Below are 22,672 nucleotides of genomic sequence, written 5' to 3'. Positions count from 1 at the left end.
ACTGCTCACCCGCCCATGCTGTCCGAATACCTGCTGGCCGAAATGAACCGCCTGGGCGCCCAAGACGCCCTGCCCCTGCACCGCCAGCTCTACGAGGCCCTGCGCCGCGCCATGCTGGACGGCAAGCTCGGCGCCGGCGAGCGCCTGCCCTCGAGCCGCGACCTGGCGCAGGACCTGGGCCTGTCGCGCAACACCGTGGTGGCCGCCATCAACCAGCTCAGCGTGGAGGGCTACCTGGCCAGCCGCGTGGGCAGCGGCACCTACGTGAACGACCACGTGCCGCGCGGCGGCCTGGCGCGTGGCCCGCGCGCGCCAGGCCAGGCGCCGCACCTGCAGCCGGCGCGCCTGTCCACGCGCGGGCAGTCGCTGGCGCACGAGTTCAGCGCCGGCGCGCTGGAGGTGCAGCCCTTCACGCCCGGCATCGCCGACTTCTCGGCCTTTCCGCTCACGCTGTGGCAGCGGCTGCAGAACAAGCACTGGCGCATGACCTACCCGGACATGCTGGACTACAACACCTCGGGCGGCTACGCGCCGCTGCGCCGCGCCATCGCCGACTACCTGCGCGTGTTCCGCAGCGTGCAACTGGACGCCGACCAGGTCATCGTCACCAGTGGCACGCAGCAGTCGCTGGAGCTGTGCGCCCGCCTGCTGGCCGACCACGGCGACACCGTGTGGGTGGAGGACCCCGCCTACTGGGGGGCCATGAAGGCCTTCATCGCCACCGGCCTGTCCGTGCACCCGGTGGCCACGGACGAGCAGGGCATCAACCCCGGCCCGGCCGACGATCCGAAGCCGCCGCGCCTGATCTACGCCACGCCCTCGCACCAGTACCCGCTGGGCGCGGTCATGTCGCTGGCGCGGCGCCACCAGCTGCTGGCCACCGCGCGCGCGCACGGCGCCTGGGTCATCGAGGACGACTACGACAGCGAGTACCGCTTCAGCGGCCCGCCGCTGTCCAGCCTGGAAGGCCTGGACCCGGACGGGCGCGTGCTCTACATGGGCACCTTCTCCAAGGTGCTCTACCCGGGCCTGAAGCTGGGCTACCTGGTGGTGCCCAAGGGCCTGGTCGAGGCCTTCCGCCAGGCCCACTACGACCTCAACCGCCCCGGCCAGATGCCCACGCAGGCGGCGCTGGCCGAGTTCATCGAGATGGGCCATTTCGCCAGCTCGCTGCGCCGCGCGCGCCAGACCTACGCCGAGCGCCGCCAGTGCCTGCTGGAGGCGCTCAAGCCCGTGCTGGGCGAGGGCCCCGAGGCCCCGCGCATCAGCGGCGCGGAGCAGGGCCTGCACCTGTGCCTGCGCCTGCCGCTCGCGGTGGACGACCAGGCCATCGCGCGCCGCCTCGCGCAACAGGGCCTGACGGTGCGTCCGCTGTCGGCCTACTGCCTGCGGCGGCAGGATTTGCGCGGGCTGGTGATCGGCTACGGCTACGCGCCGCTGGAGGAGATCCGGCGCTGCGGACCGGTGGTGGCGGCGGCGGTGAAGCAGGCGGTGACGGGCTGAACGACGTCACGCGCCTGACACACCCGACATCGAATGCCCGGTCGGCAGGAACGCCCGCTCACACCACGTCGCGCAAGCGGTGCCACCACATGCCCAGCGCCAGGCTGGGCGTGCGCAGCAGCGCGCCGCCGGGGAAGCGGTGGTGCTTCAGGCGCGCGTAGAGGTCGAAGCGGCCGGCCTGGCCCAGCACGGCCTCGGCCACAAGCTGGCCCGCCAGGCCCGTGAGTGCCACGCCGTGGCCGCTGAAGCCCTGCAGGTAGTACAGGTTGTGGCCCAGGCGGCCGAAGTCGGGCGCGCGGTTCATGCTGATGTCGACGAAGCCGCCCCACAGGTGTTCCACCGGCACCGCGCCCAGCTCGGGGAACACGGTCGCCATGCGCGCGCGCATGGTGTTTTCCAGGTGGCGCGGCGTCATGGTGGTGTAGCTCACGCGGCCGCCGAAGAGCATGCGGCGGTCGGCGCTGAAGCGGAAGTAGTCCAGCACGAAGTTGTTGTCGCAGACCGCCGCGTCACCGGGAATCAGGCGCTCGGCCAGTTCCGCGTCCACCGGCGCCGTGCCCAGGATGTAGGTGCCCACGGGCATGATGCGCGCCGCGATCTCGGGCGCCACCTCGGGTCCGTGCTCGGGCAGCATGCAGTTGCCCGCCAGCACGCCGAAGCGCGCCGAGACCTGGCCGCGCGCCGTGCGCGCCACCAGGGTGTCGCCGCGCTGCAGCGCGGTGACGGCCGAGCGCTCAAAGATCCGCACGCCCGCGGCCTCGGCGGCGCGCGCCAGGCCCAGGGCGTACTTCAGCGGGTGCAGGTGGCCGCTGCGCTGTTCGCGCGCCGCCGCCGCATAGTGGTCGGTGCCGATCAGGCGGCGCGCGTCGGCGCCCTCGGCCCAGTCCACCGCGATGCCGCGCGCGGCCAGGCCGTCCATCTCGGCGCGCAGCTCGCGCGCCTTGCGCGCGGTCTCGGCCACGTAGACATAGCCGAAGCGGCGGTCGCACGCGATGCCGTGCTCGGCGATGCGCTGGTCGATCAGGTCCACGGCCTCCACCGACATCGCCCAGGCGCGCTCGGCGTCCTCGCGGCCCAGTTGCTGCTCGAACGGGCCCTGCCCGCTCGCGTAACCCACGATGGCCTGACCGCCATTGCGCCCGCTGGCGCCGCTGCCGATGCGATCGGCCTCCAGCACCGCCACCGACAGGCCGCGCCGCGCCATCTCCAGCGCCGCCGACAGGCCCGAGAAGCCCGCGCCCACCACCACCGCGTCCACCTTGAGGTGTTCCTGCAGCGGCGCGCGCGCCGGCCCGCGCTGCACGCTGGCTTCGTAGTAGCTGCGCTGGTTGAGTTGCGTGTCCGAGCCGATGAGCGAAGCGCCCCACATATCAGCCGCCCCCCTGCCGCGCGGCGCGCGTTCCCCCCGCAGAAGGGACGGTGCTTGCGGCCTGGCAAAGCCCGCTCCGCGGGGCCCCGCGATGACGACAGGCCGCGCTCATCGCTGCTGTGCCACGCGGCCGGCCAGGTAGGTCCACACAAAGCAGGCGGCCGCGTTGCTGGTGAGCTCGGCGTGGTCGTAGGCGGGCGCCACCTCCACGCAGTCCATGCCGATCCAGTTCAGGTCGGCCAAGCCCTCCAGGAAGCTCAGCACCTGAGAACTCGTGAGCCCGCCGGGCTCTGGCGTGCCGGTGCCGGGCGCGAAGGCCGGGTCCAGCACGTCGATGTCGAGCGTGAGGTAGGCCGGCCGCCCGGCCAGGCGCTCGCGGATGGCGCCGATCACCGGCCCCAGGGCCGCGCCGTCGAGCCCGCGCAGGTCGCGCGCCGTGAAGATCTGACCGCCCTGGTCGGCCACGTAGTCACGCGCGGCGCGCTCGCCGCTGGAGCGGGTGCCGATCTGCACCGTGTGCGCGGCGCTCACCAGGCCTTCCTGGATGGCTTCGTAGGTCCAGGTGCCGTGGCCCGAGGGCTCGCCGAAGTGGTCGCTCCAGGTGTCGCAGTGGGCGTCGAAATGCACCAGGGCCAGGGGCTCGCCGCCGTGGCGCGCCTTGGCCGCGCGCAGCAGCGAGAGCGTGACCGAGTGGTCGCCGCCCAGAAAGACGCAGTGGTGCTTGTCCATCAGCGCCGTGGCCTGGCGCTCGATGTGCGCGCGCACCTCGGGCAGGGGCGAGGCATTGGGCAGGCGCATGTCCAGCGCGTCGCCCAGGTGCTCCAGCGGCGAGACGTCGAACACCGGGTGGATGCCGTCGCACAGCATGAGGCTGGCGGCGCGGATGGCCTGCGGCCCGAAGCGCGCGCCGGGGCGGTTGGTCACCACGCCGTCGAAGGGAATGCCGCAGACCGCGTACGGCTGCTCGGCCAGCGGCGCGCAGGCCAGGAAACGGTTGCTGTTGTTGGCGTAGGCGAACTGACCAAGGGCCATGGTGGGAAACGGTGTCGGTGAAGGGAGCGCAAAGCGGTGGGCGACGATAGCGCCACGCCCCGGCGCCACAGGGGACCACTTGGACCGCGAACCCGGCGTCCACCCGCGGCGTTCCCGTCAGGCGAAATCCCACACGGGCGGCGGCGTCCGCGCGTCAGGCCCTGCGTTTGCTGGGCGAGCCCGAGGAGCCGCGGGGCGTGGAGGTCGCCCAGGACGGGCCCGATGCCGCCTGAACCCCGGGTTCAGCGCCCCTTCTCGCGGCCGCCGAACAAACCCTTGAGCCCTTCGCCCAGCCGATCGCCGATGTTGGCGCCCGCCCCTGTGCCCACGCCCGGCATCACCGCCGTGCCGATGGCCGCGCCCAGCAGCGCGGCGCGCGTGAGCGTCACTTGAGGGTCGTCCAGCGTGCCGCCCACCGCCAGCGGCACGCCCACCACGCCGGCCGTGGCCCCGCGGGTCACGTCCACGCGCACGCGGCCCGACAGCGCCCGGCCCGGCGAGATCGCCACCTCGCCCGTGGCCGCGAGCAGGCCCGAGTTCGCCACCAGGTTCGACAGCTGAATGGCCTTGCCGCGCGTGCTCACCTGACCGGCCAGGGTATCGAGTTCGGTCAGCCCGCCGCTGGACAGGCCCACGGTGCTCGCCGCCTTCAACAGGTCCAGCCCATGCAACGTGGCGCCGCTGACGGTGAAGCGCGTGTCGCTGCGCAAGGCGTTCACCAGCGCCTCGGCGCTCACGCGCTCGGGAAAGCGCGCGCCCAGCGTGGTGTCGGCCTGCAGGCGGCCCGTGAGCGTCTGGCGCGGCGCGGTCAGGGCCGACACCTCCACACCTTCTGTTCGCAGCCGGCCATCCAGCACCACGCGCCGCTCCTTCGCGCCGGCGCCGGGCAAGGTGACCGCGAGGGGACCCCGCACGCGGCCCCCGCCCACGCGCGCATCCAGCGCCCAGGCCGTGGCCTCGCCCTCGCGGCGCAGCGTGGCCGTGGTGCCGCGCAGCGCGCCGCCCACAATGGCCAGCTCGGCCTGGGCGGGCCAGCCGTCGTCGGCGAAGCGCAGTTCGGCGTTCACCGTCGTGCGCGCGCCGTCGGCCGCGAGCCAGCTCACCTCGTCGAGCACCAGCTCGCGCGGCAGCAGCGAAAAATCGATGGCCTCGCCATCGGCCGGCGCGGACGCCGGTGCGGCCCGCGCCCGCGCGCCCAGCAGCGCGACCGTGGCCTCGGGCAGCACCGCCTGCCGGACCACCAGCGTCTGCACGCGCAGCCGACCAGCCAGCAGGTCCCACCAGCGGGGGCGCAGCTCCACGCGCTGCAGCGACAAAGGCGTGCGCGCCTGGATGCTCAGCCCGTTCACCGCCACGCCGGGCACGGGCCACAGCGCCAGGCCGATGGCCTGCGCGCGCACCGGCGCGCCCAACACATCGCTCGCCTCGGCCGCCAGCCGCTCGCGAAAGGCCTCGCCCGCCACCCAGCGCTGCAGGGCCAGCAACAGGGCCGCGAGCAGCAGCAGGGGCAGAAGGCACCAGAGGGCGATTCGAAGGGGTCGGCGCATGCCGAAATTGTGCCCAGTCTGTGGCGCTTCACCGGGGCGCCAGCCTTGCCGGGCACTGTCGCGCCGGTCCCCCGGGCCCGCCGGTCACTGGACCTGTGCGGACCGCACCCCGCGCCGTAGAGTGACCGCATGAACGCCTCCGCCATTCCTTCTGAGCGCCTCGCAGCGCTCCACCGGTCCGAATCCGAGCGCTTCATCGCCACCCACCCGCGCTCCATGGCCCAGGCCGAAGCGGCGCGCGCCCACTACCTGTTCGGCGTGCCGTTGCACTGGATGCGCGACTGGCCTGGCCCCGCCACGCTGGCGGTCGAGCGCGCGCAAGGCGCCGCGCTGTTCTGCGCCGACGGCCTGCGCTACAGCGACTTCTGCCTCGGCGACAGCGGCGCCCTCTTCGGCCACAGCCCCGAACCGCTGGCACAGGCCATCGCGCAGCAGGCCGAGCGCGGTCTCACCTGCATGCTGCCGTCCACGCACGCGCTCGCCGTGGGCGAGGCCTTGCAGCGCGTGTTCGGACTGCCCGTGTGGCAGCTGGCGCTGTCGGCCAGCGACGCCAACCGGTTCATGCTGCGCTGGGCGCGCGCCGCCACCGGCCGGCCCCAGGTGCTGGTGTTCGATGGCTGCTACCACGGCGCGGTGGACGACACCCTGGTCGATCTCGACCCGGCCTCGGGCACCACCGTGCGCCGCCCTTCGGTGCTGGGCCAGGTGCACAACCACCACGCCTTCACCCGCGTGGTGCCCTTTAACGACCTGGCCGCGCTGGAGGCGGCGCTGTCGCGCGGCGACGTGGCCTGCCTGCTGGCCGAACCCGCGCTCACCAACTTCGGCCTGGTGCCCCCCAACCGGGGCTTCTGGCCCGTCGCGCGCGAGCTCTGCCGCCGCCGCGGCACGCTGTTCGTGGTGGACGAGACGCACACCCTCTCCACCGCGCTTGGCGGCTACGCACGCGCCCACGAACTGAACCCCGACGCCCTGGTGGTGGGCAAGGCCGTGGCCGGCGGCCTGCCCTGCGCGGTCTATGGCGTGACGGCCGAACTCGCGCAGCGCATGGCGCGCGCCAAGGACAGCGCGCCCGAGGGCCACAGCGGCATCGGCACCACGCTGTCGGGCAATCCGCTGACCCTGGCCGCGCTGGAGGCGGCGCTCACCCACCTGCACACCGAGGCCAACTACGCGCACATGCTGGCCATCGCCGCGCTGCTGCAGGACGGCCTGTTCAAGCGCCTGCACGCCGCCCACCGGCCCTGGACCGTGACGCGCCTCGGCGCCCGCCTCGAGCTGCAGTTCATGCCGCGCACCCCGCGCCAGGCCCAGGACGTGCGTGAAAACGCCCAGGGCGCGCTCGAATCCTTCACCCACCTGTTCATGCTCAACCGCGGCGTGCTGCTCACGCCCTTCCACTGCATGATGCTTGCCAGCCCGGCCACCACGCCTGCCGACGTGGAACGCCTGCTGTCGGTGTTCGACGAGTTGCTCGCGGCGCTCGCCACCTGAACCTCAGCCCACGCCCACGGGTGAGGGCGCGAGCCGCACGATGCGCGTGAACAGGCGGTCAAAGGCCGGGTCGCGCTGGCCCTCGGGGCTCAGCGGGTCCACATGGCTGGAGAAGGCGGCGTCCAGCGCGCGGCGGTCGGCTTCGTCCAGCAGTTGCTCCGCCGCCGGCAGCACCACCTGCTCCTCCAGCTTCATGTGGGCCAGGTAGAAGCGCACGTAGGCCTGGGCTTCGTCCACGAAAGCCTGGCGCCGGGGCTCGCCCAGGTACTCCCAGGCCATCAGCAGGTGCACCAACTCGCGCACGCGGTCCTCGCCGCCCATGTGCTCCTTTTCCAGGCGCTGGATGGTCTCCAACGTGTGCGGCGCGGCGCGCGCCACGCGTGGAAACAGCAGGTCCGACTCCTTCGGGTGGTGCAGCTTCTCGGGAAACTCGCCGATGTAGAACAGCATGGCCCGCAGCACATCGAAGAATCGCTCGGGGCCATCGGTCTCGGGGCCTCGATCGATCATCACCAGCATCGAGCGCAGCATCGCCGACAGGCTGGCGTGTTCGTCCCGGACGGTGCGCAGGGCGTCGGATTTCATGGCAGATCTCCTCGAGGGTGGAACCCCCGCAGCTTCCCACGCGGCGCCCGCACGCGCCTTGATGCAGGTCAAGGCCTCTCGGCGCCCCAAAACCGCGCGCTTGACCTTGACACCGTGTCAAGCTTGAGAATGCTTCTACCCCAACACAGGAGCCTCTCCATGAACCAGACCTTCACCGTGCAAGGCATGACCTGCGGCCACTGCGAACGCAGCGTCACCAACGCCATCAAGCAGATCGACCCCCAAGCCGAGGTGCGCATCGACCGGCCACAGAACCGCGTCGAGGTGCACAGCAGCCAGTCGCGCGAGAAGATCGCTGCGGCCATCCGCGAAGAAGGCTACGCGGTGGCGGCCTGATGGACACCCGCACCACCGCCTGGCCGGTCAACATCGGGCAGGCCGCGCAGCTCAGCGGCATCTCGCCCAAGATGCTGCGCCACTACGAAGGCCTGGGCCTGCTCGGCGAGGTGCGGCGCACCGACAGCAACTACCGCCAATACGCCGAATCCGACGTGCACACGCTGCGTTTCATCCGCCGCGCGCGCGACATGGGCTTCACGCTCGACGAGATCCGCGACCTGGTGAACCTCTGGCACAACCGGCGGCGCAGCAGCGACACCGTCAAGCGCATCGCGCAAAAGCACATCGGCGACCTGGCCGAGCGCATCGCCGCCCTGGAAGCGATGCGCCGCACCCTGGAAGACCTGGTGGTCCGCTGCCCTGGCAACGACCGGCCCGACTGCCCCATCCTGGACGACCTCGGCGGCGGCGCCGACAAGGATCTTTACAAGAACCACACAGAGCCTGCCACTTTGCTGCACAGATCCCGCCCACAGTGAGACCCACGCCACCAGCCGGTGGTCCCACCGTACCAAGGAGTGCCCATGAAACCCTCGTTCAGCCGCCGCGCCTTTGCCGTCACCGCCGCTGCCACCGCCATCACGGCCCTGTCCTTCACCGCCGTCGCCCAAGGCGTCGGCGCGCCGGCCCAGCCGGCCCCCGCCACCAGCGCCGCCCAACCCCAGGCGCAAGCCCCCCGCCACGACCCGCAGCGCCACGCCCAGCGCATGGAGCGCCTGCAGCAGCGCATGGCCGAGCACCAATCCCGCCTGAAGGACAGCCTGCAGCTGCGCCCCGAACAGGAAGCGGCCTGGAACGATTTCGTCGCGAAGATGAAGCCCACCCCCCGGCCTGCGGGTGAACGCCCCAACCGCGAGGACTGGGCCAAGCTCAGCACGCCCCAGCGCCTGGACCGCCTGGACGCGATGAAGGCCGAGCGCGACCGCCAGGTGGCGCAACGCCACGATGCGATCCGCCGCTTCTACGCCCAGCTCACGCCCCCGCAGCAAAAGGCCTTCGACGCGCAGCGCGGCATGGGCCTGGGCGGCATGCGCCATGCGGGCCATCGCGGCCCCATGGAGCGTTTCGACCGCATGGGGCACGGCGGCCAGGGCTTCAAAAGCCATGGCGAACCGCGCCAACCCCGCCTCTGACTTCTTCCTACTGAATCCATTACTTAAATTAGTGGTAGTAGATAAGGGGCGCTGTCTTCTGTGGACAAGCGCCCCTTGTCCTTTGGCGACAAGGATTTTTCGATCCTGACAAGTCTGTGTGAAGCACCCGGCCAAACGTGAACCCCGAATGGGGACAAACCGCGAATGCCCGCCGTTCCTGTGGACAAGTCATGGCTTGTTCCAGAATTACCCACAGCTTTGTTCCAAAGTCTGGTGACAGTTGCTCACGAAAGGCCTCGGCACCCGCTGCTACACTGCGCGGCTTTCGCCCGCCCGCCTTTCGCAATGCCCGTGTCCCTCGGCGGCCAAGCGCCCGCCAGCTTCGATCTCAAGAGCGTTCACCTGCCGCTGCTGGCGCTGCTGCTCAAGTCGGGCGACATGGAGTTGCTGCGCCGCGAGTTCGGCCAGCGCTACGGCGACCAGCCCGAGTTTTTCGACCACGACCCGCTGCTCATCGACCTGCAAGGCCTGAGCGGCGAGCAAGCCCTGCCCGACCTGATGCAGGTGAGCGAGTTGCTGCGCGCGCACCGTCTGCGCCCGGTGGCCGTGAACGCGGCCAGCGAGGCCCAGCGCGCCGCCGCCCAGGCCGCCGGCCTGCCGCTGGCCGAGGCGCCGCTGCTCACCCGCCAGGGCCACGCGCCGGCGCCGTCCGCCAGTGCGGCCCCGGTGGCCGTTGCGCCGCCACCGCCGGTGCCCGCGCCGGGCGCCCTGGTCATCGACAAGCCCCTGCGCTCCGGCCAGCAGGTCTACGCGCGCGGTGGCGACCTGGTGGTCATGGCCATGGTGAACCCAGGCGCGGAGGTCATCGCCGATGGCCACATCCACGTCTATGCCCCGCTGCGTGGCAAGGCCATGGCCGGCGCGCGCGGCCACGCGCAGGCGCGCATCTTTTCCCTGGCCATGGCGCCCGAGCTGATTTCCATCGCGGGCGTCTACCGCACCAGCGAGGTGCCGCTGCCGCAGGCCCTGCTGGGCCGGCCCGCCCAGGTGCGCCTGCACAGCACCGCCGACGGCGACCGCCTCGTCATCGACGCCCTGTCCACCTGAAACCGAACCACCGAATCCACGGAGCCATTCCATGACCCGAATCGTCGTCGTCACGTCCGGCAAGGGCGGGGTGGGCAAAACCACCACCAGCGCGAGTTTTGCCACCGGCCTGGCCCTGCGCGGTCACAAGACCGCGGTCATCGACTTCGACGTCGGCCTGCGCAACCTCGACCTCATCATGGGCTGCGAGCGCCGCGTGGTCTACGACCTGATCAACGTCATCCAGGGCGAGGCCAACCTCAACCAGGCGCTCATCAAGGACAAGCAGGTCGACAACCTGTACATCCTGGCCGCCAGCCAGACGCGCGACAAGGACGCCCTCAACCAAGACGGCGTCAAGCGCGTGCTCGACGAGCTCTCGGGCATGGGCTTCGATTACATCGTCTGCGACTCGCCGGCCGGCATCGAATCCGGGGCGCTCATGGCCATGCACTACGCCGACGAGGCCCTGGTGGTGACCAACCCCGAGGTGTCCAGCGTGCGCGATTCCGACCGCATCCTGGGCATGCTCTCCAGCAAGACGCGCCGCGCCATCGAGGGCAAGGAAGCCATCAAGGAGCACCTGCTCATCACGCGCTACAACCCCAGCCGCGTGGCCGACGGCCAGATGCTCTCGCTGCAGGACATCCAGGACATCCTGCGCATCCCGCTGATCGGCGTGATCCCCGAGAGCGAATCGGTGCTGACCGCGTCCAACCAGGGCACGCCGGCGATCCACCTCAAGGGCAGCGACGTGGCCGAGGCCTACGGCGACGTGATCGACCGCTTCCTCGGCAAGGACAAGCCGCTGCGCTTCATCGAAGCCGAAAAATCCGGCTTCTTCAAGCGCCTGTTCGGAGGGAAATAAGGCATGTCCCTGCTGTCTTTCCTGCTGGGTGAGAAGAAAAAGACCGCTTCGGTCGCCAAGGAGCGCTTGCAGATCATCCTGGCGCACGAGCGTTCCGGTCGCAGCGCCGCCGAGCCCGACTACCTGCCCGCGCTGCAGCGCGAGCTGGTGGCGGTGATCGGCAAGTACATCCGCATCAATCCCGACGACATCAAGGTCCAGCTCGAGCGCCAGGACAACCTCGACGTGCTCGAGGTCAAGATCGAGCTGCCCGAGCACCGTTGAGCCCAGGCCGGTAGAATCCTCAGGTTTCGCGCGCTCCTCAGCGCGCCCGCCCGGACTCCCGCCCCGGGCCTGCCGCTGGCCATCGCCCTGATGGCCTTTTTCACGCTCCCCTGCCCCGTGGCCGCCCGGCGGTCGCGCGATGGCTTGTTGGCGCGTGGCCGTCTCTGGAAAGGAACCGCATGGCCAAGGAAGAACTGATCGACATGATGGGTATCGTCAACGAGGTGTTGCCCGACACGCGTTTTCGCGTCACCCTGGACAACGGGCACCAGCTCATTGCCTATTCCGCCGGCAAGATGAAGAAGAACCACATCCGCATCCTCGCGGGTGACCGTGTGTCGCTGGAGCTGTCGCCCTACGACCTGACCAAAGGCCGCATCAACTTCCGCCACCTGGAAGGCCGAGGCCCGGCGACGCCGCGCCGCCGCTGAGACCAGGAAAGTCATCAGCATGTCACGGTCGGGCCGTACAGCGCCCGATCGGCGGCATTCAGTGCACCGCCTGATCGGCCGAGAACATGGCCAGGGCTCCACCGGAGCCGCCCTGTTCGAGGTCAACCATGTTGGTGCGTTTCCCCCGCTTGTCTGGCCGGTGCCCAGCCCGTTCGGTGCTGGTGCTGGCCCTGGGCCTGCCGCTGCTGGCCCTTGCCGCCCCGGATGGGGCTGCGCCCCCGGCGCCGGCCACCCCAGCGGCCCAGATCTGGATCAACGTGGGCGGCTTTTCGCGCCACTTCGACCGCAGCAAGCACCACAACGAGCGCAACTTCGGCTTCGGTATCGAGTGGCGCACCTCGTCCGAGCTGTCGTACATGGCCGGTGTGTACGACAACAGCGTCGGCAAGCATTCCCAGTACTTGGCGGCCAACTGGCAGCCCTGGAGCCTGGGCCCGGTCAAGCTGGGCGCGGCGGTCGGCCTCATGAATGGCTACCCGGCGATGAAGCGCGGCGGCACCTTTTTTGCCGCCCTGCCCATGGCCTCCATCGAAGGCCGGCGCTTCGGCGTCAACCTGGGCCTCATTCCCTCGATGAAGGACGTGGACGGCGCGGTGATGCTGCAGTTCAAACTGCGCCTGCACTGAATTGGGCCCGGGCGGCGACCCATGGCCGCGCGGGGCCGACCGCCTGGCGCTAGCATTACCGGCTTCGCCTTCCACCGAGCATCCACCATGGAATTCGCCACCTGGCTCGCCTTCTTCGCCGCCTCCTGGGCCATCAGCATCTCGCCGGGCGCGGGTGCCGTGGCCGCCATGAGCGCCGGGCTCTCGCACGGTTTCCGCCGCGGCTACCTCACCACCCTGGGCCTGGTGCTGGGCATCTGGACGCAGATGCTGGTGGTCTCGGTGGGCCTGGGCGCGCTGGTCACGGCGTCCAGCACCGCCTTCCTGGTCGTCAAGTGGGCCGGCGTGGCCTACCTGGTGTGGCTGGGCATCCAGCAATGGCGGGCGCCCGCGCGGCCCCTGGCCAGCGGCGACGAGGCGGCCACCAGCCGGCGCGCGCGCGACCTCATCGCGCGCGGCTGGATCATCAACGCGCTCAACCCCAAGGGCACGGTTTTCCTGCTGGCCGTGGTGCCGCAGTTCCTCGACCTGGCGCAGCCGCTGGCGCCGCAGTACCTGGTGATCGGCCTGACCCTGGGCTTCACCGACCTGGTGGTGATGGCGGGCTACACGGCGTTGGCCGCGCGCCTGCTGCGCACGCTCAAGTCGACCGCGCACATCCGCGCGCTCAACCGTGTGTTCGGCACGCTGTTCGTGGTCGCTGGCGGCCTGCTGGCGATGTTCAAGCGCAGCGCCTGAGCGCCGCCCCGCCGCTCAGTGCAGCTTCACCAGCGGCGTCGCGCGCTTCACCAGGAAGCGCGCCACCGCCAGCGTGGCCGTGCGCGCCGTGCCCAGCACCGCCTGGTGGTGCATCAGGTGCAGGCTGGTGTACATCACCCGCGCCAACAGGCCCTGCACGAACCAGCTCGGGCCGAACAGCTTGCCCATGAGGCTGCCGACCGAACTCTGGGTGCCCAGCGACACCAGCGAGCCGTGGTCGTGGTAGCGGTATGGCGCCTGGCCGGGCGGGCGGCCTTCGGCCAGCTGGCGCAGGCGCTTGGCCAGGTAGCTGGCCTGCTGGTGCGCCGCCTGCGCGCGCGGTGGCACGAGGCCGCCACCCGGCAGGACGCAGGCCGCGCAATCGCCCAGCGCATGGATGGCCTCCTGGCCCTTCACACGCAGGTCGGGCTCCACCTCCACCTGGCCTGAGCGGGTCACCGGCAGGCCCTGCTCGCCCAGCAGCGCCGGCGCCTTGATGCCCGCAGCCCAGACCACCAGGTCGGCGGGAAAGCGGCGGCCCTCGGTGTCGGTCACGGCGTCGGGCGCCACGCTGGCCACGCGGCAGGACGTGACCACGGTCACCGCGCGTTCGCGCAGCAGGGCCGTGGCCGAGGCCGACACGCGCTCCGGCAGCGGCGCCAGGATGCGGTCCGCGCCCTCGATCAGGGTGAGCTGCACGTCGCGCAGGCCGTCGAGGCGGCGAAAGCCGTAGCGCGTGTGCACCTGGCTGGCCTCGCGCAGCTCGGCCGCCAGCTCCACGCCGGTGGCGCCGCCGCCGATGATGACCACGCGCACCGCCGCCTCCACGCCCGCGCTCTTGCGCAGCTCGGCCGCCGTCAGCAGCTTGAGCATGCGCTGGCGGAAACGCTCGGCGTCGGCCGGCTGGTTGAGCGACATGGTGTGCTCGGCCGCGCCGGGCACGTTGAAATGGTTGGCGGTGCTGCCCAGCGCCAGCACCAGCTGGCCATAGACCAGCGTGCGCTCGGGGATGAGCAGCTCGCCGTGCTCGTCGTGCACGGCGTCCACGGTGATCATCCGCTGCCCGGCGTTCAGTCCCTTGAACGCGCCCAGGCAGAAGGTGAAGCGGTTGTCGTGCGCCAGCATCTCGTACGACAGGCCCTCCTGGTGGATGTCCAGCGTGCCGGCGGCCACCTCGTGCAGCGAGGGCTTCCAGATGTGGAAGAGCTGGCGGTCGACCAGGGTCACGCGCTCGGGGCCCAACTGACGGCCCAGCTTGCAGGCGAGTTCCAGGCCGCCGGCGCCGCCGCCGACGATCACGATGGGGTGGTTCATGCCAAGGTCCTTCGCGGCAAAAGGGCGCCGCACTGCGCCCATCATGCCAAAGGCCCGCCGCCGCCTTTTCGCGCGCGTGTGGCCTCAGCGCGGCTGGAACGCGATCAGCGCCATGCCCGCCAGCGCGATCGCCACGCCCGCCACGTCCCAGGCGCTGGGCCGCACGCCGTCCACGGCCCACAGCCAGGCGATGGCCACGCTCACGTACACGCCGCCGTAGGCCGCGTACACCCGCCCCGACGGCGCGTCGTGCAGCGTGAGCAGCCACACGAAGACCGCCAGGCTCAGCGCCGCCAGCGGCAGCGCCCACCAGCCGGCGGCCTGCTGGCGCAGCCACAGCAGGGGCAGGAAGCAGCCGAGGATCTCGGCCAGGGCGGTGACGATGTAGAGCAGCAGGGTTTTCATCGGGGACGGGCGCGATGGGCCCGGCCCGATTGGACCAGAGCGCCCGCGGGGCCTTGAAATGCCCCGGCCCACCCTGAAGTGGCTACAGTGTCAGCCACCGCTACCAGGAGCCCGGCCATGCAGATCAAGGACCTCTCCCGCGCCACCGGCGTCGACATCGAAACCATCCGCTACTACGAGAAGCAGGGCCTGCTGCCCGAGCCCGCGCGGCGCGACAACGGCTACCGCGACTACGCCACCGAGCACCTGGAGCGCCTGGCCTTCATCCGCCACTGCCGCGCGCTGGACATGCCCCTGGCCGACGTGCAGCGCCTGCTGGGTTTCCTGGACGACCCCGATTCGCACTGCCACCACGTGGACGGCCTGGTGGACGAGCAACTGGCGCGCGTGCGCGCCCGACTCAAGAGCCTGCGCGCGCTGGAAAAGCAGCTGCTGCGCCTGCGCGAGCGCTGCCAGGACGGCGAGGACGGTTCGAGCTGCGGCATCCTGGACGAGCTGGTGTCGGCCGCGCATGGCGAGGCCTGCGCCTGCCACGCCCAGACGGCGGGGGCCTGAGATGGCGGCCCCCACCCTGCACCGGCTCGGACCGGACGACCACGCCCTGCTGCTGCGCCTGAACGCGATGTTCGCCGAGGCCTTTGACGACGATGAGACCTACACGGGCGCCCCGCCCGACGAGGCCTGGGCGCGCGAGGCCCTGGGCCGCCCGGGCCTGATCGCGCTGGTGGCCCTCGATGGCGAGGCGGTGGTCGGCGGTCTGGTGGCCTACGAGCTCGACAAGCTGGAACGCCGCCGCCGCGAGGTCTACCTGTACGACCTGGCCGTGGCCGAGGCGCACCGCCGCCAGGGCATCGCCACGCAACTCATCGACCACTTGCGCGCCATCGCGCGCGAGCGCGGCGCCTGGGTGGTGTATGTGCAGGCCGACCACGGCGATGAACCCGCGATCGCGCTGTACACCAAGCTCGGTGTGCGCGAGGACGTCATGCACTTCGATCTGCCGCTGGACTGAGCGCGCGGCCGCACGGGCTCAGACCCGCGAGCCCGTCGCCTGCTCGATCGCCTGCATCGCGGCCTTGAAGATGCGCTGGCGGTCGGCCAGCTTCACCTTGTGCTGCTCGTGCAGGTCGTTGAGGGCGATGGTCAGGTCCAGCATCAGGTTCTTCAGGGCCTTGCGGTCCAGCTCGTGGCCGATGCGGCCGTTGGGCAGGCGCACGCCCGGCCCCAGCGGCAGCAGGCACAGCAGCAGCACCGTCCACAGCTCGGGCACTGGCGCCAGGAAGTGCAGCCAGTACGGCCAGCGCTCGTGCAGGGCGCGCAGCATGTCGCGGCACTCGGGGATGGTGTGCACCTGGCGCGGGTCGCGGTCCAGCCCGCTGAAGGCGAAGTACACGCCCGCGGTGAGCTGCTCCACGCGGATGGTGTTGTCCGACAGGTGCAGCAGGTCTTCCACGCAGCGGCCCAGGCCCTCGCCGCTGCCGTCGGCCAGGTTGAGCGTGAGCACCAGGCGGTGCAGTTCGGTGGGCAGGGCGTCCAGCCCCGAGCCCAGCGCCAGGCGCTGCGGGGTGCCGTCGGGGTCGTCGAGTGCCATGGGTCGAGATTCTGCGCCGAAGCCGGGCACGCCCGTTCAGCGCCGTCCCGCCAGTGGGGGAGGCAGTGGGTCGCCGGCCTGGCGGCGGCGGAACAGCGCCGCGCGCGCCAGCACGATGGTGGTGACCGGTGCGGTGATGGACAGCACGATGATGATCAGCCACACGTGCAGGGCCAGGCCCTCGGCGTGCGCGGTGAAGTGCACGATGGACGCCAGGGTGACGATCCAGGCCCCCAGCGTGGAGGCCAGCGCTGGCGCGTGCATGCGCAGGAAGAAGTCGGGCAGGCGCCACAGGCCCAGCGCCGCCACCAGCACCACCACGCCGCTGGCCAGCAGCAGCGCGGCGACCAGAATCTCGGTCCAGGGAGGGATGTCGGCCAGGTTCATTGCACGACCCTCCGTGCCGCGCACTGCGGGGCTGAGCGCCTTGGGAGCGGTCCGGCGGCGCTCATTCGATGACCTCCCCGCGCAGCAGGAACTTGGCCAGCGCCACCGAGCCGACGAAGCCGAACAGCACCATCAGCAGCGCGCCCTCGAAGTACATGTCGCTGTCGTAGCGGATGGCCAGCACCAGCATCACCAGCATGCCCACCACGTAGAGAAAGTCGACCGCCAGCACGCGGTCCTGCGCGCTGGGGCCGCGCAGCAGCCGCGCCAGGCCCAGCCCCATGGCCAGCAGGTACATCACCACGGTGGCGGTGATCGCCGTTGTCAGCAGGGAACTCATGGGGAAACCTCCGCGCAGCGTGCTGCGGTGCGAGCCGCTTCGGGCGGCCGTGCCTTGTTCATCCAAAAACCTCCTTCAGGGGCAGCTCGTAGTCGGCCTTGTAGTGGGCGATGAAGGCCGCTTCGTCGTCCAGGTCGAACACGTGCAGCAGCAGCGCCGCGCAGTCGGGCGCGAGTTCGCACCACACGGTGCCGGGGATCACGGCGGTGATCATGGACAGCGCCGCCAGGCCGTGCACGTTGCGCAGGTCCAGCGGGATCACCACGAAGCGCCCGCGCGGCGGGTCGCGCCGCGAGTGCGCGACGCCCAGCGCCACGTCGATCGCCGAGCGCACCACGTCGCGGCCCACGCGCAGGATGAGGCGGATCAGCGTGCCCCAGTGCCGCAATGGCCCGGGCGTGGGGCGCAACGGCGCCATCAGCAGCGGCACCACCACCGCCACCAGCAGGCCCAGCCCGATCTGGCCCCAGCCCAGGCTGCGCGTGAGCAGCAGCCAGCCGCCGAACAGGCCCAGCGACAGCCAGGGAGACGGCATGAGCGCCGCCCGGACGCCCGACCGCGCCCGTTTCGGGGCCACGGGCGACGCTGCATCGGTGGGGCGCTTCATGGCGTGCCTCCGCGAACCGTGGGATGCGGGACGGTGATCGCGCCGCGCACCGCGTCGATGTAGCGCTGCGGCTCGTGCAGCGCGTCGGCCATGGCGCGGGTGTAGCCCAGCACGGTTTCGGCCTGGCCCACCATCAGCAGGGACGCGCCCAGCAGCGCGGCGATGGGCAGGGTCTCGGCCACGCGCAGGCGCGGCGCGGGCCGGTCCTGCGTGGTCCAGAAGTGGCGCATGCCCACGCGCATGAGCGAAATGGCCGCGAACAGGCCCGACACGATGAGCAGCGCGAACAGCGTCCAGGCCGCGGCGCCGCGCAGCTCGAGCAGCGCGCCCAGCATGGCCAGCTTGCTGACGAAGCCCGAGAACGGCGGCAGGCCGGCGATCACCATGGCGCACAGGGTGAAGGCCACGCCGAGGAAGGCCAGTGCGGCCGGAATGGCGCGGCCGATGAGCTCTTCCTCGTTGTCGTCGAGATTGATGCCGCGCGGCGGCTCGGCGTCCAGGAAAGCCGGCAGCGCGTAGTTGCCGTCGTCCCAGTCCTCGGGGCCCTCCGGCACCTGGCGCGCGCGCTCCAGCAGCTCCACGAGCAGGTACAGCGCGCAGCCGGCCAGGGTGGAGCTGGCCAGGTAGAACAGCGCCCCGCTGCTGAGCGCGGGTGCATCGAAGCCGATGGCCGCGATCAGCGTGCCGGAGGACGCGATCACGCTGAAGCCGGCCAGGCGGTTGAGTTGCTGCGAGGCCAGCATGCCGATGGCGCCGAAGGCCAGCGTGGCCAGGCCGCCCCAGATCAGCACCGTGCCGCCGAAGCCGGCCGAGCTGCCGGCGTCGGCGGGGAAGCACAGCGTCCACAGCCGCAGCACGGCGTACACGCCCACCTTGGTGAGGATGGCGAACACCGCGGCCGCCGGCGCGCTGGCCGCGCCGTAGGCCGGCGGTAGCCAGAAGTTGAGCGGCCACAGCGCGGCCTTGGCCAGGAAGGCGATGGCCAGGATGGCCGCGCCCGCGTGCAGCAGGCCGCGGTCGCGATCGGCCACCAGGCTGAGCTTGTCGGCGATGTCGGCCATGTTCAGCGTGCCGGTGACCCCATACAGCAGCGCCACGCCGATCAGGAACAGCAGCGAGGCGAACAGGTTGATCGCGATGTAGTGCAGGCCGGCGCGCACGCGCGCGATGCCGCCGCCGTGCAGCAGCAGGCCGTAGCTGGCGGCCAGCAGCACCTCGAAGAACACGAACAGGTTGAACAGGTCGCCCGTGAGGAAGGCGCCGTACAGGCCCATCAGCTGCAGCTGGAACAGCACATGGAAGTACACGCCCGCGTGCTGCCAGCGCGCCAGGGCGTAGAGCAGCGCGGCCAGGCCCACCGCGCCCGCCAGCACCGCCATGAAGGCGGCCAGCGGGTCGGCCACCAGCACGATGCCGAAAGGCACCGGCCAGTTGCCCGGCAGGTAGACGCCAAAGACGGTGAGGCCGCCCGCCTGCACGCGCATCAGCAGCCAGATGGCCAGCGCCAGGCCCAGCGCGGTGGAGGCGGTGTTGATCGCCGCCTTGGTGCGCCGGCGGCCCTCGCCCAGCATGAGCATGAGGGCGGCCGTGCCCAGCGGCAGCAGCACGGGCGCCACCAGCAGGTGTTCGGTGGCGGGCATCATCGGTTGTTCCTTCCAGGAAGGCCACGGAACCGGCTTTGCCGGGCCGTAGGCATTGCCCCCTTGAGGGGGTCGCGCGAAGCGCGGCGGGGGTGCTTCATGGCCCCTCCTCCCGGCCATCGACGTGGTCGCCGCCGGACAGGCCGCGCAGCGCCAGCAGCACCACCAGGAACAGCGCCGTGGTGGCGAAGCCGATGACGATGGCCGTCAGCACCAGCGACTGTGGCAGTGGGTCGGTGTAGTGCTGCAGGTCGGCCGGCAGGCCGGGGCGCACGATGGGTTCGGCGTCCACCGACAGGCTGCCCACGCTGAAGATGAACAGGTTGACGGCGTACGACAGCAGCGACAGGCCGATCAGGACCTGGAAGGTGCGCGGCCGCAGCACCAGCCAGACGCCGGCGCCGGCCATCACGCCAATGGCGATCGAGACGATCAGTTCCATCAGTGGGCCCCTTTCTCTTGTGCCTGTCCGGTTTCGTCGTCTTCCTGCGCCGCCTGCTGGCGGCGCGCGCGCAGCGACTGGTGGGCGATGGCCGTGAGCAGCAGCAGCGTGGAGCCCACCACCACCGTGAACACGCCGAGGTCGAACAGCGCCGCGCTGGGAACGTGCACCTCGCCCACCAGCGGCCAGGTCAGGTGCGCGGTGTGCGTGGTGAGGAAGGGGTAGCCCAGCGCCAGCGAGCCCAGGCCCGTGGCCAGCGCCACGCTCAGGCCGAAGGCGATCCAGCGCGGCGGCACCAGGCGCATGCGGTCTTCCACCCAGCGCGTGCCGCTCACCATGTACTGCGCGATGAAGGCGATGGCCACCACCAGACCGGCGACGAAGCCGCCGCCCGGTTCGTTGTGGCCGCGCATGAACAGGTGAAAGGCGAACACCGCGGCCACCGGCAGCAGCAGGCGCACCAGCACGGCGGGCACCTCCAGGTAGCGCTGCGGCGTGTCGCCGTCCTCGCGCGTGACCAGGTCGCTTTCGATGTGCTGCGGCACCGCGCGCTGCTGCGCGGGGCGGTCGATCACCTCCACCGGCGGGCGGAAGCGCCGCAGCAGCGCGTACACGGTGATGCCCACGATGCCCAGCACCGTGATCTCGCCCAGCGTATCGAAGGCCCGGAAGTCCACCAGCATCACGTTGACGATGTTGGTGCCGCCGCCCTGCGGCAGCGCGTTGTCGATGAAGAAGGGCGAGATCGACATCGGTGCGGTGCGCGTGAGCATGGCGTAGGACAGCACGGCCAGGCCGGCGCCGATCAGCACCGCCACCACCAGGTCGCGGCGGCGGCGCCAGAAGGTGCGCCGCAGGTAGAGCGGGTCGTCCTCCTGCACGCGCTTGGGCATCCAGCGCAGGCCCAGCAGGAACAGCACCGTGGTCACCACCTCGACCGCGAGCTGGGTGAGCGCCAGATCGGGCGCCGAGAACCAGGCGAAGGTGATGCACAGGCACAGGCCGACCACGCTGAGCATGATCAGCGCCGCCAGGCGGTGGAACTTGGCCTGCCACGCGGCGCCGATGGCGCAGGTCACGCCGATCGCCCACAGCAGCACGAAGCCGGGCGTGGCCGGGATGCGCGGGCGGTCGCCCCAGCTCAGCGGCACCACCAGGGCCGAGCCCAAGCCGGCCAGGCCGGCGATCAGCACCATCCAGAACAGCTGCGGCTGCAGCCGCTGCGTGCCCAGCAGGCGCTGCAGCCAGCGCGCCAGCCGGGTCAGTGCGGTCAGGGCGCTGTCGAACACGGCGCGTCCGTCCAGCCCCAGCAGGCCCGGCGCGCGGATGCTGTCGCGCCGCTTCAGCCACTGGCCGAACAGCAGGTAGGCCAGCACGCCGCCCCCGGTAGCGATCAGGCTCATCACCAGCGGCGTGTTGAAGCCGTGCCAGACCGCCAGGCTGTACGCTGGCAGGTCGCCGCCCACCACCGGCGTGGCGGCCATGGCCAGCAGCGGCCCCACGGACCAGGCCGGCAGCGTGCCCACCACGATGCAGGCCAGCACCAGCAGCTCCACCGGCACGCGCATCCAGTGCACGGGCTCGTGCGGCTGGCGCGGGCAGTCGGGCGGCGCGCCGAAGAACACATCGTGCGCGAAGCGCAGCGAATACACCACCGCGAACACACCGGCCAGCGTGGCCAGCGCGGGCAGGCCGTATTCGATGACCGGGCTGGCGCTCACGAACACCGTCTCGGCGAAGAACATTTCCTTGGAGAGGAAGCCGTTGAGTAGCGGCACGCCCGCCATGGCCGCGCAGGCCACGATGGCCAGGGTGCCGGTGACGGGCATGGAGCGGAACAGGCCGTCCAGGCGGCGCATGTCGCGCGTGCCGGTCTCGTGGTCGATGATGCCCACCGACATGAACAGCGAGGCCTTGAAGGTCGCGTGGTTCATCATGTGGAAGACCGCCGCCACCGCGGCCAGCGGGCTGTTGAGGCCCAGCAGCAGCGTGATCAGGCCCAGGTGGCTGATGGTGGAATAGGCCAGCAGGCCTTTGAGATCGTTCTGGAACATGGCCGCGTAGGCGCCCAGCAGCAGCGTGGCCAGGCCCGCGCCGCCGACGATCCAGAACCACTCCGGCGTGCCCGCCAACGCGGGCCACAGCCGCGCCAGCAGGAACACGCCGGCCTTGACCATGGTGGCCGAGTGCAGGTACGCCGACACCGGCGTGGGCGCGGCCATGGCGTGCGGCAGCCAGAAATGGAAGGGGAATTGCGCGCTCTTGGTGAGCGCGCCCAGCAGGATGAGCACCAGCGCCGGCGTGTACAGCGGGTGCTCGCGGATGCGCTCGCCGGCCGCCAGCACCACCTCCAGCTCCAGGCTGCCCACGATGTGGCCCAGCAGCAGCACGCCCGCCAGCAGCGCCAGCCCGCCGGTGGCCGTGACGGTGAAGGCCATGCGCGCGCCGCGCCGCGCGTCCTTGCGGTGCGTCCAGTAGCCGATCAGCAGGAAGGAAAAGACGCTGGTGAGCTCCCAGAACACCACCAGCTGCACCAGGTTGCCCGAGAGCACCACACCCAGCATGGCGCCCATGAAGCCCAGCAGCAGCGAATAGAAGCGCGCCGCCGGGTCTTCGGCCGAGAGGTAGTAGCGCGCGTAGACGATGACCAGCAGGCCCATGGCGCTGACCAGCATGGCGAACATCCAGGCGAAGCCGTCGATGCGCACGATCAGGTCGATGCCCAGCGCGGGCAGCCAGCCCAATCGCTCGATCAGCACGGCGCCATCGCGCACCTCGGGGTAGATCAGGACCAGCGGGACGGCCACCCCCAGGGCCACCAGCGCTGCCCAGGACGATTCGAGGTTGCGTGCGTTCGTCGGCAGCAGCGCCGCGACCACGCAGCCCACGAAGGGCAATATCAGCAGGAAAAACAAGGACATGGCCCAAGTCTAGGGGACGCTCGCGGCC

Annotated in this window: 26 protein-coding genes; 13 read left to right on the top strand and 13 right to left on the bottom strand. The window is 71.1% G+C overall.

Annotated features, from left to right (window positions below; all coding sequences use genetic code 11):
* The first annotated feature begins 15 nt into the window (after positions 1–15).
* On the top strand, positions 16–1,503 hold the full coding sequence (locus JNX00_RS00685; protein WP_204743807.1) for a PLP-dependent aminotransferase family protein: 1,488 nt from the start codon (positions 16–18) through the stop codon (positions 1,501–1,503).
* A 58-nt stretch (positions 1,504–1,561) separates the two neighbouring features.
* Here the strand turns inward: JNX00_RS00685 and JNX00_RS00680 are convergent, their stop codons facing one another.
* From JNX00_RS00680 to JNX00_RS00670, 3 genes are all read right to left on the bottom strand, one after another.
* Positions 1,562–2,872 carry an FAD-binding oxidoreductase gene (locus JNX00_RS00680; protein ID WP_204743806.1) on the bottom strand — a complete coding sequence of 437 codons (1,311 nt, stop codon included), beginning with the start codon at positions 2,870–2,872 and terminating at the stop codon, positions 1,562–1,564.
* Between the two features lie 108 nt (positions 2,873–2,980).
* Positions 2,981–3,904 (bottom strand): agmatinase, encoded by a 924-nt coding sequence (gene speB, locus JNX00_RS00675; RefSeq protein WP_204743805.1) that lies wholly within the window; start codon positions 3,902–3,904, stop codon positions 2,981–2,983.
* A gap of 242 nt (positions 3,905–4,146) precedes the next feature.
* Positions 4,147–5,451, bottom strand: coding sequence for an AsmA family protein (locus JNX00_RS00670; protein WP_204743804.1), 1,305 nt, complete (start codon positions 5,449–5,451; stop codon positions 4,147–4,149).
* 129 nt (positions 5,452–5,580) lie between these two features.
* Between JNX00_RS00670 and JNX00_RS00665 the strand changes: the two genes are divergently transcribed.
* Complete coding sequence (locus JNX00_RS00665) at positions 5,581–6,945, top strand: transaminase (protein ID WP_204743803.1); 1,365 nt, start codon at positions 5,581–5,583, stop codon at positions 6,943–6,945.
* Positions 6,946–6,948: 3 nt separating this feature from the next.
* Here JNX00_RS00665 and JNX00_RS00660 read toward each other — a convergent pair whose 3' ends face one another.
* Positions 6,949–7,530, bottom strand: a complete 582-nt coding sequence (locus tag JNX00_RS00660) for a hemerythrin domain-containing protein (protein ID WP_204743802.1) — start codon at positions 7,528–7,530, stop codon at positions 6,949–6,951.
* 159 nt (positions 7,531–7,689) lie between these two features.
* On the opposite strand from JNX00_RS00660, the gene JNX00_RS00655 reads away from it, so the two are divergent.
* The 9 genes from JNX00_RS00655 (at position 7,690) to JNX00_RS00615 (ending at position 12,997) form a co-directional block, all read left to right on the top strand.
* Entirely contained in the window at positions 7,690–7,887 is a 198-nt protein-coding gene (locus JNX00_RS00655) for a cation transporter (protein ID WP_070399598.1), read from the top strand.
* Positions 7,887–8,369, top strand: coding sequence for a Cu(I)-responsive transcriptional regulator (cueR, locus tag JNX00_RS00650; RefSeq protein WP_070399599.1), 483 nt, complete (start codon positions 7,887–7,889; stop codon positions 8,367–8,369). The genes JNX00_RS00655 and cueR overlap by 1 nt, the downstream gene beginning before the upstream one ends.
* A gap of 45 nt (positions 8,370–8,414) precedes the next feature.
* Positions 8,415–9,023 (top strand): Spy/CpxP family protein refolding chaperone, encoded by a 609-nt coding sequence (locus JNX00_RS00645; RefSeq protein WP_204743801.1) that lies wholly within the window; start codon positions 8,415–8,417, stop codon positions 9,021–9,023.
* Between the two features lie 306 nt (positions 9,024–9,329).
* Positions 9,330–10,091 (top strand): septum site-determining protein MinC, encoded by a 762-nt coding sequence (minC, locus tag JNX00_RS00640; protein WP_204743800.1) that lies wholly within the window; start codon positions 9,330–9,332, stop codon positions 10,089–10,091.
* Positions 10,092–10,122: 31 nt separating this feature from the next.
* Positions 10,123–10,938 carry a septum site-determining protein MinD gene (minD, locus tag JNX00_RS00635; protein WP_070399602.1) on the top strand — a complete coding sequence of 272 codons (816 nt, stop codon included), beginning with the start codon at positions 10,123–10,125 and terminating at the stop codon, positions 10,936–10,938.
* A gap of 3 nt (positions 10,939–10,941) precedes the next feature.
* On the top strand, positions 10,942–11,202 hold the full coding sequence (minE, locus tag JNX00_RS00630) for a cell division topological specificity factor MinE (protein WP_070399603.1): 261 nt from the start codon (positions 10,942–10,944) through the stop codon (positions 11,200–11,202).
* 179 nt (positions 11,203–11,381) lie between these two features.
* Positions 11,382–11,633 (top strand): translation initiation factor IF-1, encoded by a 252-nt coding sequence (gene infA / locus JNX00_RS00625; RefSeq protein ID WP_035622498.1) that lies wholly within the window; start codon positions 11,382–11,384, stop codon positions 11,631–11,633.
* 128 nt (positions 11,634–11,761) lie between these two features.
* The gene (locus tag JNX00_RS00620; protein ID WP_204743799.1) at positions 11,762–12,280 is read left to right on the top strand and encodes a hypothetical protein; all 519 of its coding nucleotides are present in this window, start codon (positions 11,762–11,764) and stop codon (positions 12,278–12,280) included.
* An 87-nt stretch (positions 12,281–12,367) separates the two neighbouring features.
* A complete protein-coding gene (locus tag JNX00_RS00615; RefSeq protein WP_070399604.1) occupies positions 12,368–12,997 on the top strand; it encodes a LysE family transporter in 630 nt (209 codons plus the stop codon).
* A gap of 15 nt (positions 12,998–13,012) precedes the next feature.
* Here the strand turns inward: JNX00_RS00615 and JNX00_RS00610 are convergent, their stop codons facing one another.
* Both JNX00_RS00610 and JNX00_RS00605 read right to left on the bottom strand, forming a co-directional pair.
* Positions 13,013–14,311, bottom strand: coding sequence for an NAD(P)/FAD-dependent oxidoreductase (locus JNX00_RS00610; protein ID WP_204743798.1), 1,299 nt, complete (start codon positions 14,309–14,311; stop codon positions 13,013–13,015).
* Positions 14,312–14,395: 84 nt separating this feature from the next.
* The gene (locus JNX00_RS00605) at positions 14,396–14,716 is read right to left on the bottom strand and encodes a YnfA family protein (protein ID WP_070399606.1); all 321 of its coding nucleotides are present in this window, start codon (positions 14,714–14,716) and stop codon (positions 14,396–14,398) included.
* A 117-nt stretch (positions 14,717–14,833) separates the two neighbouring features.
* Between JNX00_RS00605 and cadR the strand changes: the two genes are divergently transcribed.
* Complete coding sequence (gene cadR / locus JNX00_RS00600; protein ID WP_204743797.1) at positions 14,834–15,271, top strand: Cd(II)/Pb(II)-responsive transcriptional regulator; 438 nt, start codon at positions 14,834–14,836, stop codon at positions 15,269–15,271.
* Position 15,272: 1 nt separating this feature from the next.
* Positions 15,273–15,728, top strand: a complete 456-nt coding sequence (locus JNX00_RS00595) for an AAC(3)-I family aminoglycoside N-acetyltransferase (protein ID WP_070399608.1) — start codon at positions 15,273–15,275, stop codon at positions 15,726–15,728.
* 18 nt (positions 15,729–15,746) lie between these two features.
* Here JNX00_RS00595 and JNX00_RS00590 read toward each other — a convergent pair whose 3' ends face one another.
* From JNX00_RS00590 to JNX00_RS00560, 7 genes are all read right to left on the bottom strand, one after another.
* On the bottom strand, positions 15,747–16,307 hold the full coding sequence (locus tag JNX00_RS00590) for a hypothetical protein (RefSeq protein ID WP_070399609.1): 561 nt from the start codon (positions 16,305–16,307) through the stop codon (positions 15,747–15,749).
* Positions 16,308–16,343: 36 nt separating this feature from the next.
* The gene (locus tag JNX00_RS00585) at positions 16,344–16,694 is read right to left on the bottom strand and encodes a Na+/H+ antiporter subunit G (protein WP_070399610.1); all 351 of its coding nucleotides are present in this window, start codon (positions 16,692–16,694) and stop codon (positions 16,344–16,346) included.
* A gap of 61 nt (positions 16,695–16,755) precedes the next feature.
* The gene (locus JNX00_RS00580) at positions 16,756–17,034 is read right to left on the bottom strand and encodes a K+/H+ antiporter subunit F (protein WP_070399611.1); all 279 of its coding nucleotides are present in this window, start codon (positions 17,032–17,034) and stop codon (positions 16,756–16,758) included.
* A gap of 58 nt (positions 17,035–17,092) precedes the next feature.
* The gene (locus JNX00_RS00575) at positions 17,093–17,641 is read right to left on the bottom strand and encodes a Na+/H+ antiporter subunit E (protein ID WP_083293213.1); all 549 of its coding nucleotides are present in this window, start codon (positions 17,639–17,641) and stop codon (positions 17,093–17,095) included.
* On the bottom strand, positions 17,638–19,281 hold the full coding sequence (locus JNX00_RS00570; protein WP_204744968.1) for a monovalent cation/H+ antiporter subunit D: 1,644 nt from the start codon (positions 19,279–19,281) through the stop codon (positions 17,638–17,640). The genes JNX00_RS00575 and JNX00_RS00570 overlap by 4 nt, the downstream gene beginning before the upstream one ends.
* A gap of 97 nt (positions 19,282–19,378) precedes the next feature.
* Positions 19,379–19,723: a Na+/H+ antiporter subunit C gene (locus tag JNX00_RS00565; protein ID WP_070399613.1), complete on the bottom strand. Its 345-nt coding sequence runs from the start codon at positions 19,721–19,723 to the stop codon at positions 19,379–19,381.
* Entirely contained in the window at positions 19,723–22,644 is a 2,922-nt protein-coding gene (locus JNX00_RS00560) for a monovalent cation/H+ antiporter subunit A (RefSeq protein ID WP_204743796.1), read from the bottom strand. The genes JNX00_RS00565 and JNX00_RS00560 overlap by 1 nt, the downstream gene beginning before the upstream one ends.
* Positions 22,645–22,672 lie beyond the last annotated feature (28 nt).

The organism is Hydrogenophaga sp. YM1 (assembly GCF_016903055.1).
Classification (GTDB): Bacteria; Pseudomonadota; Gammaproteobacteria; order Burkholderiales; family Burkholderiaceae_C; genus Hydrogenophaga; species Hydrogenophaga borbori.
Note: the sequence above shows the minus strand (reverse complement) of the source record. Positions and strands in the feature narration are given on the sequence as shown.

Excerpts from the sequence above, each read along its gene's own strand:
- JNX00_RS00590 (WP_070399609.1), bottom strand. The coding sequence starts at position 16,307 with ATGGCACTCGACGACCCCGACGGCACCCCGCAGCGCCTGGCGCTGGGC.
- minE (WP_070399603.1), top strand. The coding sequence starts at position 10,942 with ATGTCCCTGCTGTCTTTCCTGCTGGGTGAGAAGAAAAAGACCGCTTCG.
- JNX00_RS00605 (WP_070399606.1), bottom strand. The coding sequence starts at position 14,716 with ATGAAAACCCTGCTGCTCTACATCGTCACCGCCCTGGCCGAGATCCTC.
- JNX00_RS00660 (WP_204743802.1), bottom strand. The coding sequence starts at position 7,530 with ATGAAATCCGACGCCCTGCGCACCGTCCGGGACGAACACGCCAGCCTG.
- JNX00_RS00645 (WP_204743801.1), top strand. The coding sequence starts at position 8,415 with ATGAAACCCTCGTTCAGCCGCCGCGCCTTTGCCGTCACCGCCGCTGCC.
- JNX00_RS00580 (WP_070399611.1), bottom strand. The coding sequence starts at position 17,034 with ATGAGTTCCCTGCTGACAACGGCGATCACCGCCACCGTGGTGATGTAC.
- cadR (WP_204743797.1), top strand. The coding sequence starts at position 14,834 with ATGCAGATCAAGGACCTCTCCCGCGCCACCGGCGTCGACATCGAAACC.
- JNX00_RS00570 (WP_204744968.1), bottom strand. The coding sequence starts at position 19,281 with ATGCCCGCCACCGAACACCTGCTGGTGGCGCCCGTGCTGCTGCCGCTG.
- speB (WP_204743805.1), bottom strand. The coding sequence starts at position 3,904 with ATGGCCCTTGGTCAGTTCGCCTACGCCAACAACAGCAACCGTTTCCTG.
- JNX00_RS00575 (WP_083293213.1), bottom strand. The coding sequence starts at position 17,641 with ATGAAGCGCCCCACCGATGCAGCGTCGCCCGTGGCCCCGAAACGGGCG.
- cueR (WP_070399599.1), top strand. The coding sequence starts at position 7,887 with ATGGACACCCGCACCACCGCCTGGCCGGTCAACATCGGGCAGGCCGCG.
- JNX00_RS00585 (WP_070399610.1), bottom strand. The coding sequence starts at position 16,694 with ATGAACCTGGCCGACATCCCTCCCTGGACCGAGATTCTGGTCGCCGCG.
- JNX00_RS00615 (WP_070399604.1), top strand. The coding sequence starts at position 12,368 with ATGGAATTCGCCACCTGGCTCGCCTTCTTCGCCGCCTCCTGGGCCATC.
- minD (WP_070399602.1), top strand. The coding sequence starts at position 10,123 with ATGACCCGAATCGTCGTCGTCACGTCCGGCAAGGGCGGGGTGGGCAAA.
- JNX00_RS00665 (WP_204743803.1), top strand. The coding sequence starts at position 5,581 with ATGAACGCCTCCGCCATTCCTTCTGAGCGCCTCGCAGCGCTCCACCGG.
- JNX00_RS00565 (WP_070399613.1), bottom strand. The coding sequence starts at position 19,723 with ATGGAACTGATCGTCTCGATCGCCATTGGCGTGATGGCCGGCGCCGGC.
- JNX00_RS00680 (WP_204743806.1), bottom strand. The coding sequence starts at position 2,872 with ATGTGGGGCGCTTCGCTCATCGGCTCGGACACGCAACTCAACCAGCGC.
- JNX00_RS00595 (WP_070399608.1), top strand. The coding sequence starts at position 15,273 with ATGGCGGCCCCCACCCTGCACCGGCTCGGACCGGACGACCACGCCCTG.
- JNX00_RS00655 (WP_070399598.1), top strand. The coding sequence starts at position 7,690 with ATGAACCAGACCTTCACCGTGCAAGGCATGACCTGCGGCCACTGCGAA.
- JNX00_RS00670 (WP_204743804.1), bottom strand. The coding sequence starts at position 5,451 with ATGCGCCGACCCCTTCGAATCGCCCTCTGGTGCCTTCTGCCCCTGCTG.
- JNX00_RS00610 (WP_204743798.1), bottom strand. The coding sequence starts at position 14,311 with ATGAACCACCCCATCGTGATCGTCGGCGGCGGCGCCGGCGGCCTGGAA.
- JNX00_RS00685 (WP_204743807.1), top strand. The coding sequence starts at position 16 with ATGCTGTCCGAATACCTGCTGGCCGAAATGAACCGCCTGGGCGCCCAA.
- minC (WP_204743800.1), top strand. The coding sequence starts at position 9,330 with ATGCCCGTGTCCCTCGGCGGCCAAGCGCCCGCCAGCTTCGATCTCAAG.
- infA (WP_035622498.1), top strand. The coding sequence starts at position 11,382 with ATGGCCAAGGAAGAACTGATCGACATGATGGGTATCGTCAACGAGGTG.
- JNX00_RS00560 (WP_204743796.1), bottom strand. The coding sequence starts at position 22,644 with ATGTCCTTGTTTTTCCTGCTGATATTGCCCTTCGTGGGCTGCGTGGTC.
- JNX00_RS00620 (WP_204743799.1), top strand. The coding sequence starts at position 11,762 with ATGTTGGTGCGTTTCCCCCGCTTGTCTGGCCGGTGCCCAGCCCGTTCG.